General features: G+C 69.0%; 15 protein-coding genes. 1 reads left to right on the forward strand and 14 read right to left on the reverse strand.

The window, feature by feature from the left end; all coding sequences use genetic code 11:
• Positions 1–17: 17 nt before the first annotated feature.
• From hemC to ACLIVD_RS29115, 4 genes are all read right to left on the reverse strand, one after another.
• Positions 18–983 (reverse strand): hydroxymethylbilane synthase, encoded by a 966-nt coding sequence (hemC, locus tag ACLIVD_RS29100; RefSeq protein WP_283331012.1) that lies wholly within the window; start codon positions 981–983, stop codon positions 18–20.
• Positions 980–2,419, reverse strand: a complete 1,440-nt coding sequence (locus ACLIVD_RS29105; protein WP_016882766.1) for a glutamyl-tRNA reductase — start codon at positions 2,417–2,419, stop codon at positions 980–982. Before ACLIVD_RS29105 ends, hemC begins: the two co-directional genes overlap by 4 nt.
• Positions 2,416–3,270, reverse strand: coding sequence for a redox-sensing transcriptional repressor Rex (locus tag ACLIVD_RS29110; protein ID WP_029539322.1), 855 nt, complete (start codon positions 3,268–3,270; stop codon positions 2,416–2,418). The genes ACLIVD_RS29105 and ACLIVD_RS29110 overlap by 4 nt, the downstream gene beginning before the upstream one ends.
• Positions 3,271–3,410: 140 nt before the next feature.
• Positions 3,411–3,671 carry a glutaredoxin family protein gene (locus tag ACLIVD_RS29115; protein WP_283331011.1) on the reverse strand — a complete coding sequence of 87 codons (261 nt, stop codon included), beginning with the start codon at positions 3,669–3,671 and terminating at the stop codon, positions 3,411–3,413.
• Positions 3,672–3,850: 179 nt separating this feature from the next.
• Here ACLIVD_RS29115 and ACLIVD_RS29120 point away from each other — a divergent pair, with 179 nt between their 5' ends.
• Positions 3,851–4,837: an HAD family hydrolase gene (locus ACLIVD_RS29120; protein ID WP_164060735.1), complete on the forward strand. Its 987-nt coding sequence runs from the start codon at positions 3,851–3,853 to the stop codon at positions 4,835–4,837.
• A gap of 15 nt (positions 4,838–4,852) precedes the next feature.
• Here the strand turns inward: ACLIVD_RS29120 and ACLIVD_RS29125 are convergent, their stop codons facing one another.
• The 10 genes from ACLIVD_RS29125 to ACLIVD_RS29170 all read right to left on the reverse strand — a co-directional run bounded on the left by ACLIVD_RS29125 (position 4,853) and on the right by ACLIVD_RS29170 (position 13,360).
• Positions 4,853–5,872, reverse strand: coding sequence for a lysophospholipid acyltransferase family protein (locus ACLIVD_RS29125; RefSeq protein ID WP_016882763.1), 1,020 nt, complete (start codon positions 5,870–5,872; stop codon positions 4,853–4,855).
• Positions 5,869–6,912, reverse strand: coding sequence for an NAD-dependent epimerase/dehydratase family protein (locus ACLIVD_RS29130; RefSeq protein WP_009474737.1), 1,044 nt, complete (start codon positions 6,910–6,912; stop codon positions 5,869–5,871). The genes ACLIVD_RS29125 and ACLIVD_RS29130 overlap by 4 nt, the downstream gene beginning before the upstream one ends.
• A 199-nt stretch (positions 6,913–7,111) precedes the next feature.
• A complete protein-coding gene (locus ACLIVD_RS29135; RefSeq protein WP_003402602.1) occupies positions 7,112–7,213 on the reverse strand; it encodes a 30S ribosomal protein bS22 in 102 nt (33 codons plus the stop codon).
• A 220-nt stretch (positions 7,214–7,433) separates the two neighbouring features.
• A complete protein-coding gene (locus ACLIVD_RS29140; protein WP_005258384.1) occupies positions 7,434–7,670 on the reverse strand; it encodes a helix-turn-helix domain-containing protein in 237 nt (78 codons plus the stop codon).
• 125 nt (positions 7,671–7,795) lie between these two features.
• Positions 7,796–8,611: a pyrroline-5-carboxylate reductase gene (proC, locus tag ACLIVD_RS29145; RefSeq protein ID WP_105415988.1), complete on the reverse strand. Its 816-nt coding sequence runs from the start codon at positions 8,609–8,611 to the stop codon at positions 7,796–7,798.
• A gap of 36 nt (positions 8,612–8,647) precedes the next feature.
• A complete protein-coding gene (locus tag ACLIVD_RS29150; protein ID WP_283352851.1) occupies positions 8,648–9,490 on the reverse strand; it encodes a thioesterase family protein in 843 nt (280 codons plus the stop codon).
• A complete protein-coding gene (locus tag ACLIVD_RS29155) occupies positions 9,487–10,122 on the reverse strand; it encodes a MerR family transcriptional regulator (protein ID WP_283352850.1) in 636 nt (211 codons plus the stop codon). Before ACLIVD_RS29155 ends, ACLIVD_RS29150 begins: the two co-directional genes overlap by 4 nt.
• 106 nt (positions 10,123–10,228) lie before the next feature.
• Positions 10,229–11,170, reverse strand: a complete 942-nt coding sequence (locus ACLIVD_RS29160; protein WP_280780020.1) for a sugar phosphate isomerase/epimerase family protein — start codon at positions 11,168–11,170, stop codon at positions 10,229–10,231.
• A 7-nt stretch (positions 11,171–11,177) separates the two neighbouring features.
• On the reverse strand, positions 11,178–12,410 hold the full coding sequence (locus tag ACLIVD_RS29165) for an Rv0497 family membrane protein (RefSeq protein ID WP_491931054.1): 1,233 nt from the start codon (positions 12,408–12,410) through the stop codon (positions 11,178–11,180).
• Positions 12,407–13,360 carry a Ppx/GppA family phosphatase gene (locus tag ACLIVD_RS29170; RefSeq protein ID WP_105415996.1) on the reverse strand — a complete coding sequence of 318 codons (954 nt, stop codon included), beginning with the start codon at positions 13,358–13,360 and terminating at the stop codon, positions 12,407–12,409. The genes ACLIVD_RS29165 and ACLIVD_RS29170 overlap by 4 nt, the downstream gene beginning before the upstream one ends.
• Positions 13,361–13,417: the final 57 nt, after the last annotated feature.

The raw sequence follows: 13,417 nt of genomic DNA on the forward strand, positions 1-13,417 counted from the left end.
CAGTCGGCCTTCGCACATCAAACATCGGCATCACCGGCCTCGGTGACATTCATCAGCTCCCGCGCACCGAGCTCGAGAAGCTCCCGCGCGACGGAGCGGCCGAGTTCTGCGGCGTTCTCCGGGGAGCCCACGGCCCCCGTGCGAATGACGTCGGAACCGTCGATGGCTGCGGCGCAGCCCCGGACGGACAGTTCGTCGAAGATGCGGCCGTCGTCGTCGAGTGATTCGACGACCTCGGCTATGGCGCCGACGGGCGCGGTGCAGCCGGCCTCGAGCTCGGCGAGCAGCGCGCGTTCCGCAGTGACGGCGGCGCGGCTGTTCGGGTCGTCGAGCTCCGACAGGATCGCGACGAGCGCCGTGTTCGCGGACAGGCATTCGACGGCGAGCGCGCCCTGCGCGGGTGCGGGCAGCATCTGGACCGGTTCGATGGACTCGGTGATCAGGTCCAGACGTCCGATCCGCGCCAGGCCCGCGCGGGCCAGGACGACGGCGTCGAGTTCGCCGGACTCGACCTTGCCGAGGCGCCGCTGCAGGTTGCCGCGCAGCGGACGGATGTCGAGGCCGAGGCCCAGCGCCCGGAGCTGCGACGCGCGCCGCGGTGCGGACGTGCCGACCTTCGAACCGGCGGGCAGTTCTCCGAGGACCAGTCCGTCGCGGGCCACGAGCGCGTCGCGGGGATCCTCGCGCGGCGGAATGGCGGCGATGGTGAACCGTTCGTCGGGGGCGGTCGGCAGGTCCTTGTAGGAGTGGACGGCCACGTCGACGCGGCCGTCGGCGAGCGCTTCCCGGAGTTCGGCGGTGAAGACGCCGACTCCGATCTTCTCCACCGATTCCATGGACTGGTCGCCCTTGGTCTTGATGATGACGAGCTCGGCGTCGTGCCCGGCCGAGATCAGTGCGTCGCGCACGGTCCCGGCCTGGGTGGTCGCGAGCTCACTCCCACGGGTTCCGATCCGCAGCGTACGGGTGCCGACGGCGCTCATGCCTGCGATTCCTTCCCATGGTTGTCGTCTGTGACGAAGCGGCGCAGGCGCGGGTCCTGGCCGGCGATGAAGCCGTCGGTGATGTCGATGGCGCTCAGGTCGGTGGCGCCGCCGAGGTCGGTGGGCTTGGCGACGGCCTCGACGGATCCGGGGCTGAGTTCGAACAGCTCGCGCAGGGCGGCGGCGTAGGAGTCGCCACCGGGTGCGGAGGCGAGCTGCTTCACCCGGACGGTGGGCGCGTGGAGAAGCTTGTCGACCACTCGCCGCACGGTGCGGGCGACCTCGTCGCGCTCGGGGTCGTCGAGTCCGGGCAGACGCGAATCCAGTCGCATCAGCTCCGCCTCAACCACGTCCGCGGCGCGCTGGCGCAGGGCGGTGACGGTCGGCGTGACCTCCGCCAGCCGCTGGCCGGCGAGGTAGTTGGCGAGTTCGGCGGCGACGATCGTCCGGGCGGCGTCGGCGTCGGATGCAGCGGCGCCTGCGGCGGGATCGCGCTGCAGCGATTCCATGTCGAGGACGGTGACCCCGGGCAGACCCGACACGGCGGGCTCCACGTCGCGGGGCAGACCGAGGTCGCAGATGACGAGGGGGCGTTCGGCGTCGCGGCCGGGCTGTGCCAGCGCGCGGTGGGTGTCCGCGAGCGTGACGACGGCGCCGACCGCGCCGGTACAGGTCACGAGGACATCCGCCTGGGCCATCGCGGCGGGGAGTTCGCTCAGTTCGAGGGCTTCCGCCTCGACGCCGTTGGACCGGGCCGTGTCGGCGAGGTGCTCCGCACGCTCCTTGGTCCGGTTCACGACGACGATGCGGCCGATCCCGGCCCGCGTGAGGTGGGCGACCGACAGGCCGCCCATGGATCCGGCACCGACCACAACGGCGGTGCGTCCGGTCAGTCCGCCGTCGCCGACGATGCCGGCGGCCCGGTCGAGGGCCACGGACACGACGGACGCGCCCGCCGAATCGATACCGGTCTCCGAATGCACCCGCTTGCCGACGCGCAGCGCCTGCTGGGCGAGTTCGTGCAGGGTGCGGCCTGCGGCCTGCTGCGCGTCGGACGACGCGTAGGCGGTCCTGATCTGCCCCAGGATCTGCTGCTCGCCGATCACCATCGAGTCGAGGCCGCTGGCCACGGCGAACAGGTGCTCCGCCGCAGCCTCGCTGTAGCGGACGTACGCGTGCCGGTGCAGATCGGTGAGATCGAGCCCGGAGTGGTCGGCGAGCAATTCGCCGACCTCGGCCAGCGCACCGTGGAACGCATCGACGACGGCGTAGATCTCCACCCGGTTGCAGGTGGAGACGATCATCGCCTCCGAGATGTGCGACGACGCCAGAAGCTTGTCCGTCAACTTCGGGCGATCGGTGTCGGTGACAGCTACCCGCTCGAGAACCGGCACCGGGGCCGTTCTGTGCGAGACCCCGACAAGCAGAACACTCACGGCGCGATCACTGATCCGTTTCTTGGTGCGGTGGACGGGACAGCCGAATGTCCGATGCGGACGCGGGGAGCGGTGGGGACCGACTCCGTGTTGCGTGCGCTGTTGAACGAGAGAACCTGCATTTCGACGGCGAGGTCAACGCGGCGCATCTCGACGTGATCGGGGACGTCGAGCGAGGTCGGCGAGAAGCTGAGGATGCAGCGCAGTCCGGCGCGCACCAGACGGTCGGCGACTTCCTGCGCCGCCTCGTCGGGCGTCGAGATGACGCCGATGGTGGCCTCGAGTTCGGCGCAGGCCTGCTCGAGTTCGTCGACGTGCCGCACGGTGAGGTCGCCCACCGGCGCACCGACCCGCGCCGGGTCGCTGTCGAACAGTCCGACCATGGAGAACCCGCGACGGCCGAAGCCGCCGTAGCCGGCGAGCGCCTGGCCGAGGTTTCCGACGCCGACGAGCACCACTTTGTGTCCGCGGTCCAGGCCGAGCGCGCGTTCGATGCGGGCCCGCAGGCGCGTCACGTCGTAGCCGACGCCGCGCACACCGTTCGGCCCCAGGAAGGAAAGGTCCTTGCGGAGCTTCGCGGAGCCGACACCGGAGGCTGCGGCGAGTTCCTCGCTCGAGACGATGATCGTGCCGCGTTCCGTCAGCACTCCGAGGACCCGCAGGTACGTCGCGAGGCGCGTCACCGTAGCCTGGGGGATGTCCCGCGATTCGGGGAGCGGAGCGGCGCCGGCGACCGAGGGGGCCGGAGACCCGACCATCGACTGCCCGACCGCCCCCGTGACGCCAGGGGCCACAGACCCATGCGTCTGGTGCGTTTCGGTCACGTCGTTGGCTCCTCGTCCGACCGGCATTCGATGCCGTTCTTCACGATGCTCCGGGGAATTGTTCACACCACGGTAACTGCTTGTGAACCCATGCACAAAGTCGCTGCGACTGCGCGACATGCGGTCCTACCTGCACGGCATCGGAAGATCCCACTTTTAGGGTTCCCTTACTTGCGTAAATCCGAGCGAAGGCGCTCGTCGTCGACCTCCCAGTAACTGTGCTCACGTCCGTCGAGCAATACCACCGGCAATCGGTCGCCGAATTCGGCCCGCAATTCGGGGTCCGTGGCCGCCGCCTCGTCGACGTCTATGCACGTCAGTTCCAGCCCGAACTCCTCGCACAGAACCAGCAGCAGCTCGCGGGCCGGCGCGCACGCACCGCACCCCGCCCTCGTGAGAAGCGTCACCTCGTGTCCGCCCGTGCTCATGCCTCGTCACTTCCTTTCGACGCCTCCGGTGGAGTCACTGTGCCGTTTCGGGGTCCGCAGACGCCAATCGGCTCGGAGATGAACGTCACACAGTTCCCTCAGCGCGGCCATCCACCCGCCCCGCCCCCGATTCGGGGGATAGGCTGCTCCCAGAGGCTTCTGCGATACGGGAGGTGCGAGTGCCTGCGCGATCACTACCGAACGGCACGGGTTTCGGTTCAGGTCTGGCGGGGATCATCCTCCCGGGCCGACGCCAGTTCAGGAATCCGCTGGGACCCAGCGAAGCCGAGGTACGTGCCAATGTCGCAGGTGAGGCGAGTGCCGATGCGGCCCTCGCGCTCCACGTCGCGTCCGGCGAGGAAACCGAACTGGTGGAACACGACGTTCCCCTCGACCTCACGGCGGCCGCGTTCTTCGACGTCGACAACACGATGGTCCAGGGCGCCTCGATCATCCACTTCGCCCGCGGACTCGCCGCCCGCAAGTACCTGAAGACGTCCGACCTCGTCGACTTCGCGTGGAAGCAGATCAAGTTCCGCGTCACCGGCAAGGAGAGCAGCGACGACGTCGCCTCCGGCCGGGAGAAGGCCCTCTCGTTCGTCTCCGGACGGTCGACGGCCGAGCTCGCCCGGCTCGGCGAGGAGATCTACGACGAGGTGATCGCCGACAAGATCTGGCCCGGCACCCGCGCGCTGGCGCAGATGCATCTCGACGCCGGGCAGCAGGTGTGGCTGGTCACCGCGACCCCGGTGGAGCTGGCCCAGGTCATCGCGAAGCGCCTCGGCCTCACCGGTGCCCTCGGCACGGTGGCCGAGAGCGAGGACGGGATGTTCACGGGACGTCTGGTCGGCGACATCCTGCACGGCCTCGGCAAGGCGCACGCCGTGCGCGCCCTGGCCGTCCGCGAGGGGCTCAACCTCAAGCGCTGCACCGCGTACTCGGACAGCCACAACGACGTGCCGATGCTGTCGCTGGTCGGCACGGCCGTCGCGATCAACCCCGACACCGACCTGCGCGAACTCGCCAAGAACCGGGGCTGGGAGATCCGCGACTTCCGGACCGGACGCAAAGCCGCCAAGATCGGCGTCCCCACGGCGCTGCTCCTCGGCGCTGCCGGCGGCGCACTCGCCGCGATCGTCGCGCGCCGCCGCGAACAGGCGGCCTGAGCCGCCCGCGGCGGTTCAGCCGAGGAACACGTTCCGGCGCTTCGCGAGGAGCCGGTACAGCGTCTGCTGGATGGTCTCCCGGACGTGGTCGGTGACCTCGAACAGTTCCATCGGGTCGTCGGCCGCCGCCGCGTCGTAGGTGTCGGTGACGATCGGCTTGCCGAACTCGATGTACCACTTCGACGGCAGCGGGACGAGTCCGAGCGGTCCGAAGTGCGGGAACAGCGGGGTCACCGGGAAGTACGGCATCCCCAGCAACCGGGCGAGCGTCCCGAGTTCGCCGATCTTCGGGTAGATCTCCTCGGATCCGACGATCGAGCACGGAATGATGGGCGCACCGGTCCGCATGGCGGCGGACACGAAGCCGCCGCGGCCGAACCGCTGCAGCTTGTAGCGTTCGCTGAACGGTTTGCCGATGCCCTTGAAGCCTTCGGGGAACACGGCGGCGACCTCCCCGTCCTGCAGGAGGCGCACGGCGTCCGGGTGGCATGCGAGGGTGTGCCCGGCCTTGCGGGCGACACCGCCGACCAGTGGCATCTCGAAGGCCAGATCGGCGGCCAGCATCCGCAGCGGGCGGTGCGCGGGGTGATGGTCGTGGACGGCGACGGACGTCATCAGACCGTCGATGGGCAGGACACCGGCATGGTTGGCGACCACCAGCGCGCCACCGGTAGACGGGATGTTCTCCAGACCGCTGACCTCGACGCGGAACCACTTGTCGAACAGTGGCCGCAGGATGGGGAGCCACACGTTCTCGGCGAAGTGCGGGTCGTAGCCGAAGTCGTCGACGTGGTAGTCGCCCGACAGCCGGCGCCGCACGAACTCGGCGGTGTTGACGATCTGCTCGGCCAGGGCGTTGCGGACGGCGTCGACGGCCGAAGTCTCGGTGACGGGCTCGGGTGGGGTGATCACGGCGGGTGGAGGCATCGCGGACGGATGTCGGCTCTCGCTCTGCTCACGCCTCGAACGTCCGATAGCGGCCCCGCGCGCGGCTGTCGCACCGTGCAGCGGAATGACCTTCGCCACTTCGTTCACCTCTCTCCTTTCGCCGTGCCGGTAAGAGCGAGTAGTGCGTTTTCTGCTGCGTCGACCCATTCGTTCTTGATGATCGCCTTGACGCCTGCCGCGCGAGCGAAGTCGTCGAGCGCCTGCATCGAGGTCCACCGTGGCTCGAAGGATAGTTCGCTTCGCATGCGGGTGGTGTCGAGTCCGCAACCGAAGTGGAAGTACTCGAGTTGCTCGGTGGTGTACGACCGCATTACCGGACCCATCAGCGCACGTCCGACGTTGCGGAACAACCCGAACGGCATCGGGACCTCGATCCGCCCGGCGCGGCGGATGGCCTGGGACATCATGACCACGCCGTCGCCGGCGACATTGAACGTGCCCGCCGGGCCCGATACCGTGGCCCGTTCCAGGGCGGCGAGCGCGTCCTCCTCGTGCAGCACCTGCAGGCGTGCGTCGCGTCCGAGAATGGTCGGCACCACCGGTGAGGTGAGGTACTGCGCGACGGTTGCGTTGAGGCGGGGACCGACCAGCGGTGCGAGGCGGAGAATCGACACCGCGATGTCGGGGCGCCTGCGCCCCATTCCCCGCAGATATCCCTCGATCTCGATGCAGTCCCGTGCGTAGGCACCCGCGGGACGCCGCCGGGCGCTCATCTCCTCGGTGAACTTGGCAGGGTCCTTGGCGCTGCAGCCGTACACCACGGAGGCCGACCGCAGCACGACTTTCCGGACGGTCGGCGCCTTCTGGCAGACGGCGAACAACTGCATCGCGCCGATGACGTTCATGTCCTTCATGGCCGCGCGACTGCCCGACTTCGGCGGGCGCGCCAGCGTCGAGGCGTGCACGACGGTATCGACCTCGGCGTTGCGAATGACCTTGCCTATCAGGGGATTCCGAATATCGGCGCGCACGAACTCGGCGCGGCCCATGCGGCGCAACATGTCCTTGCTCGGCGACACCGCGTCCACCGCGATGACCCGCTCGATGTCCGGATTCTGAGCGAGCCGGGTGACCAGGTACCCACCCAGAAACCTGCTTGCCCCAGTGACCAGCACGACGCGCGGCACCGCCGTCCGCGTAGTACTGTCTCCGTCACTCACAACCACTAGGACCCCCGATCACGTAGCGAGTGACGTCAACGATACGTGCAGGAGGGGGATGGCGCTCCGCACAACGACAATTGGTCGGTCCGCCCACTACGCGGAGAGTGCCGGGGAAACGACGGATGCCCGCCACCGGAGGTGACGGGCATCCAGACGCAACTCTTTACTTACCGAGTTTCCTGCGCTGCACTCGGGTGCGGCGAAGCAGCTTGCGGTGCTTCTTCTTCGACATGCGCTTGCGTCGCTTCTTGATCACTGAACCCATAGCGGGTGTCCCTCACGTTCTTCTCTAGCGTTCCTGCGCACGCCGGTCACGTACGCCTGCGCCGCTCTGGCGCCTGGGCCTCGTTTTAACTAGCTCAGCGCCTTACGACACCAGCTGGCTGGTACGACAGTCGCTAATCGTACCGGTGCGGGTCCGCTCTCTGAAAACTAGGTCGCACCGTTGCCGGCGAAACCGAGGTGACCCTCTTCGTGCCGATCGGTCAACCGGCGTCGAAGTACGAGGTTTCGAGGTAGTCGTGCACTGCTTTCGCATGCACTCTGAACGAGCGGCCCACACGGACGGCGGGCAGTTCGCCGCTGTGCACCAACCGATACACAGTCATCTTGGACACTCTCATCAGCGTCGCTACCTCGGCGACGGTGAGAAATTGCGTTCCGGCCAGGGCCGGTTGTCCGTCCGGGGCCGAGCCCTTGGACGGCTTTTTTGCAGACGTCATCAACCACTTACCTCCGGCACGTCTCGCGCCGCCGGCTTCCCCTCCGGCGGAACAGACACGCACGTGCTACTTCGAGCTTAGCGGGACGGATGGGGTTACTGCGACGGGTGTGGGCAATCGAATATTCATTCGGTCGACGTGCCGAGTTCGGCGGAACGAATCTTCGCGGCTTCGAGAGCGTCGAAAAAGGCTGTTCGGAGCCCGTTTCCCTCCAGTCGGCGGATCGCGGCCGCGGTGGTTCCGCCGGGCGAGGTCACGGCGGCACGGAGTTCGGTCGCGCTCTCCCCCGACCTGTCGAGCATCGCCGCGGAGCCGACCATGGTCTGCACGACCAGCTCGGAAGCGGTCGCCCGGGTCAGTCCGAGCCCGACGCCCGCGTCGATCATGGCCTCGGCGACCAGAAAGAAATAGGCAGGACCGGAGCCGGAGACGGCGGTGACGGCGTCGATCTGCGATTCGGGGACGACGACGACCTTGCCGACCGACGACAGGACGCCGCGCACCAGTTCGAGGTGCTCCTTCTTCACGTGCCTGCCGGGGGCGAGCACGCTGACGCCCTCACCGACCAGCATGGGCGTGTTGGGCATGACCCGGACCACCGGGAACCCGGCGGGCAGTCTCGTCTCGTAGAAGGCGGTGGGGATCCCCGCAGCGAGCGACACGAGCAGCTGCTCGCGCTCGCCGTCGAGCTCCACCTTGGACACCTCGGTGAGCGCGGCCTCGACGTCGCCCGGCTTGACGGCCATCACGATGACGTCGGCGCCTTCCGCGGCGTCGGAGGGGGTGGTGACCCGCACCGCGTACGCCGCGGCCAGCTCGTCGGCGCGCGCCGGATGCTGCTCGGCCACCACCAGATCCTTGACGGCGTGACCTGCCTGCAGAAGCCCCGAGATGAGGGCCTCGCCGATCTTGCCGCCTCCGATTACCGCAATTCTCGTCATGCCGAACAGCCTGCCACGACGCTCCGCGGCGCCTTCCTAGCGGGGGATCATCGCCAACTGCCGGCTCTGCACGACGATCGCCCCGGTCGAGTCGAGCACGGTGTGATCCTCCTCGAACCACGCACCGCCGAGCACCGTGCTGCTGGCCATCACGCGCAGCCACCCCGGCGCCGGCTGCCTGCGCAGGTACGTGGTCAGCTGCACCGTGGGCGCCCAGCCGAACATGCCGCGGTTCATCGTCACGGGGGCGCTGATGTCTCCGGTCATGATCGCGAACAGGGCAGCCGTGTCGGGATCGTCCTCGTCGCCCGCGCGCGGTCGCACCCACATGCGCACCTCGGGTTCGCCCTGGTTGCCGGTGAGGAAGTGCGCCGACGTCCCGTCCACCCGCATGTCGCAGCCCTGCGACACGTGGACGATCTTTCCCATCGGATGGTCGGCCGTGAGCACGACGGCGTCGGTGGGCGGTTCCACCGGGAGCTGGGACAGGGCGTGGACTCCGCTGTACTGCGGCTCCCCCGCGTCGGGGACACCGAGCGTGACCGACGCGTGCACGGCCACTCGGTCGCCCTGCTTCAGCTCCACGTCGACGAACGACACCTGCTTGCCCTGCTTGCGGACCGTCGTCGACAGCGTCACCTCGCCGGGGTCGGGGGCGGACAGGTAGTTGGCACCGACCGCGAGGGGCTGCACCCGGGACAGCTCGGCGTCGCCGCTCTCGTCGAGCAGTCGCCTGCGGGCGGCGGCCGCGCAGAGCGACATCATCGAACCGCCGTGCACCTTGGGGCCGATCGTCCAGATCGGGTCGATCGACGCCCGATAGGTCCCGTCACCGGCAGCGGTGAGGACGTTGAGGTCGCGGAAGGGAGTTGAGCTCACTGCTGATCCTGTTCTTCGGGGTTCCGGAGGCGCTTCTGCGCGAGGTCCTGGTGTGCGAGGCGGCGCATCGCGGCGATCACCGGCTCGTAGATGGCGGTGCCGAGCACCGCGTAGCGGATCGCGTCCTCGGTCGATTCGGTGGGCATGAGTCCGATGTCGATCTCGGCGATCCCGCGCACGTGCCGCCCGTAGGCGTCGAGTCGCTCGTCGGTCATCGGGATGCCGGCCTCTTCGAGCCCCTCGAGCGCACGTTCGAGCTGTCCGACCGCGACGTACCGCGGGTCGTACACCTGCCCGAGCCTGTCGAGGACGGCGCGTGCCCGCGGGAACTCGTCCCCGTCGTCGACGGCGGCGTCGAGGTAGGGCGGGAGTTGCGCGATGGCCTCGCCGAGCACCTCGAACAGCGAGCCGCCGGGATGGTCGACGAGCCGGAGGATCTCCCGGATGCGCGGAATCGGGAGTCCGGCCCCGGCGAGCGCCTTGACGAGGCCGAGTCGCTCGACGTGCTTCTCGCCGTACCGGGCCTGGGTGGCGCTCGTCGCCTCGCCGGGCATCAGCAGACCTTCGCGCAGGTAGTACTTCACCGTCGCGAGCGGAATGCCGGTACGGGCGACCAACTCGGAAACGCGCACGGCCCTCCTCCGGCTCATCGACTGTCGACTTCAGATACCCAGCACTAGATACTGAGACTATCCAATATGGCGACGAGCTTACCGCAGCAGGAAGGCGGCAGATAGGTCAGGTGTCGTCGTGATCGCCACCGGAGTGGCTGCGGGGCGACCCCGAGGCGGCGCGGCCCGGCTCGAGGTGCTCACGGGCGAAGGCCAGCGCCTGCGCGAGCATCGACGACCGTTCCCGCTGCGTCCGGGCGTTCTGCGTGTTGATCTCGATCACCGCCTGCCCGTCGAATCCGGTGTCGACGAGATGCCGGCACAATTGCGCGCAGGGCTGGGCTCCGTGGCCGGGGATGAGGTGCTCGTCCATCGACGCGCCGCGGCCGTCGGCGAGGTGGAGATGAGCGAGGCCCTCCCCCATACGCTCCGCCAGCTTCATCGCATCCATGCCTGCCGTCGCCGTGTGCGACAGGTCGAGGGTGTAGTGGGCGTGTCCCGAATCGGTGGGGTCGTAGGACGGGCTGAACGCCGACAGCGCCGCCCCCGGTCCGCCCCGCCTCCGGAGCCGCTGCGCGGATCGCTCCTTGCTGCCGAAGAAGCCGTCCGCCCGCATGGGGAACATGTTCTCCACCGCGACGATCACGTCGCTGCGCTGTTCCAGGTCGGCCACCTGATCGGCGAAACCCTCGGCGTACCGGCGCTGCCAGCGGAACGGGGGGTGCACCACGACACTCGTCGCCCCGAGCGACTCGGCGGTGCGCACGGAACGCTCCAGCTTCGCGACCGGGTCGGCGCCCCACACCCGCTGCGAGATGAGCAGGCACGGCGCGTGGATCGCCTGAACCGGAATCGCGTACCTGCGCACCAGCCCGGCCACGGCCCCGACGTCCTGGCTGACCGATTCGGCCCACACCATCAGTTCGACGCCGTCGTACCCCAGATCGGCTGCGTACCGGAACGCCGCCTCCGTGTTCTCCGGGTACACCGAGGCCGTCGACAGGCCCACCAGTACCTTCCGCCCGCGCGATGACCGTCGAACCTGCCCGTGCCCACTGTCCCCGACCATGAGCAACTCAGCCCGACGCAAGCATGAAGGCCAACGGCCCCAGAGTGACGATCATCCCGACCACGACGGCGATCACGAAGCTGGTGATGTCGTCGGTGCGACGCAGGATGCGGACCATCGCGACCAGGCCCACGATGACGAGCAGCGCCAGGATCAGCGCGACCCACGGAAAGACGTCCCACAGCTTCTCGAAGCCCTTGAAGAGCAGGGCGCCGGCGATCACGGCTACGACACCCTGACCGATGAGGACGGCCCACTCACGAGTGGAGTTCTCGCCTGCCTCGTCCTTCTTGCCTGCCTTCTCCGCTTTCGCGGCCTCGGCCTTCTCGGCCTTCGCCTCCTTGCGGGAACGGCGAGGGCTCTCGGGCTTCTGAGTGTCGCCCTCGTGCTTCTCCGTGTCCGCGTCGTCGGTGGCGGCCTCGATGAGTTCCGTCTCCTCGCCCGCGTTCGCCGCCTCCGAGTCCCGGGACTGCCGCATCAGGTCGCCGGCCAGCGTCGAGCCGGACAGCAGTGCGGGTTCCGGCTTCGCCTTGGCGGGAGCCTCGGGCTTCGGCGTCTTCACGAACTTCGACGCGCCGTTCGACGGTGCCGCGGCACCCGCCGTCGCGGGGGTTCCGGGCTTCGCCGGCGCCTCGGGCTTCGCCGGGACCGCGGGCTTCGCGGGCGCGTCGGACTTCGCCGCCGGTGCGGTCTCGGCCGCCGCGGTGTCGGTCTTCGGCGCCGGCTTCACGCGGGGAGCGGCGACGGTCGGGGCGGGCTCCGCCTTCTTCACGGCCGGGGCGGCCACGGTGGGCGCCGGTGCGGGCGCGGCGGCCTCGGGCGCCGGCCGTTCCTTCTGGACGGATCGGCTGACCCAGGTTCCCTGGTGATCACGCGACGTCCCACCCGCCACCACTCCGCGGCCGCGGCCGGCGGGGCGACTGGCGATGGGCTCGTCGTCATCGTCGTCGTCGACGGGAGCCTTGAACGCTGCGGTGCGCTCGTCGGCGCGCGCGGACGGTGCCGACGGTGCGGACGCGCGGGGCGGCTCGGGCGCGGCAGGTTCCGGTTCGGGTTCGGGTTCGGGGTCGAGCGCCCGCGAATCGGACGGATCCCGGACCACCGGAATTTCACCGGTCAGCTCGGCGACGGAGATTCCCCCCTTGACGCCGCGACGACGCCGCCCGCCCCGGGACTCCACCTGCTGCCCGTTGCGTTTGAGCAGCTCTGACACAGAGATCTGCTGACTGTCCTCGGTCATCGAGCACCCACCATCAATTCACCGCCCATTTCCGTATCGAGCTTGCGGAGGATCAAACCCTCACGCAGAGCCCAGGGGCAGATTTCCAGTTCCTCCACGCCCAGTGCTCTCATGCTGGCCTCCGCAACGAGTGCTCCGGCCACGATCTGCTGCGACCTGTCGGAGCTCACCCCTTCCAATTCTGCACGGTCCGAGGCCGTCATCCGCGAAATGAAAGCTATGAGTTGCCTGAGACCGCTGGCGGTGAGGGTGCGCTTGACCCGCGGGCCGGCGCCGGACGGCGCTGCGCCCGTCAGCCGGGCCAGCGAGCGGAACGTCTTGGACGTGCCGACCGCCCGATCCCACTGCCCCGCCGCGCGCAGTTCCTTCGACGGGACGGTCAGTTCGGCGTCCAGCCAATCCCTCAGCACCGCCACGCGACGCTTGCCCGGCGGGTCGGCCTCGAGCCAGTCCCGGGTGAGCCGTCCCGCGCCGAGTTGCAGCGACAGCGCGACGTCCGGGTCCTCGTCGCCGCCCGCCGTCAGCTCGAGGGACCCGCCGCCGATGTCGAGATTCAGGATGCGGCCCGCGCTCCACCCGAACCAGCGGCGCACGGCGAGGAACGTCAGCCGAGCCTCGTCGACACCCGACAGAACCTCGAGCGTCACTCCGGTCTCGGCGTGTACCCGCTCGAGCACGGCGTCCGAGTTGTTGGCGTCGCGCACGGCGGACGTGGCGAACGCCATCAGCTCACCGCACCCCGACGTCTTCGCGATGCTGGCGAAGTCTGCCACCGTCGAGACCAGGCGATCTGCACCCTGGGAGGTGATGTCACCCCGGTCGTCGGTGTTCTCCGCCAACCGCAGAGTCGACTTGGTCGAACTCATCGGTGTGGGGTGGCCGCCCCTGTGGGCGTCCACTACGAGAAGATGGACGGTGTTGCTTCCGACGTCGAGTACCCCTAGTCGCACATTGACACGGTACTGGGTCTACCGTCGGGCTTTGTGACAGCACGTAAAGCAGGGCGT

The sequence above is a fragment of the Rhodococcus sp. G6(2025) genome, assembly GCF_058628105.1.

Coding starts and splice junctions, on each gene's coding strand:
- ACLIVD_RS29115 (WP_283331011.1), bottom strand. CDS start 3,671: ATGAGCACGGGCGGACACGAGGTGACGCTTCTCACGAGGGCGGGGTGC.
- ACLIVD_RS29110 (WP_029539322.1), bottom strand. CDS start 3,270: ATGCCGGTCGGACGAGGAGCCAACGACGTGACCGAAACGCACCAGACG.
- ACLIVD_RS29160 (WP_280780020.1), bottom strand. CDS start 11,170: ATGGTCGGGGACAGTGGGCACGGGCAGGTTCGACGGTCATCGCGCGGG.
- proC (WP_105415988.1), bottom strand. CDS start 8,611: ATGACGAGAATTGCGGTAATCGGAGGCGGCAAGATCGGCGAGGCCCTC.
- ACLIVD_RS29140 (WP_005258384.1), bottom strand. CDS start 7,670: ATGACGTCTGCAAAAAAGCCGTCCAAGGGCTCGGCCCCGGACGGACAA.
- ACLIVD_RS29135 (WP_003402602.1), bottom strand. CDS start 7,213: ATGGGTTCAGTGATCAAGAAGCGACGCAAGCGCATGTCGAAGAAGAAG.
- hemC (WP_283331012.1), bottom strand. CDS start 983: ATGAGCGCCGTCGGCACCCGTACGCTGCGGATCGGAACCCGTGGGAGT.
- ACLIVD_RS29165 (WP_491931054.1), bottom strand. CDS start 12,410: ATGACCGAGGACAGTCAGCAGATCTCTGTGTCAGAGCTGCTCAAACGC.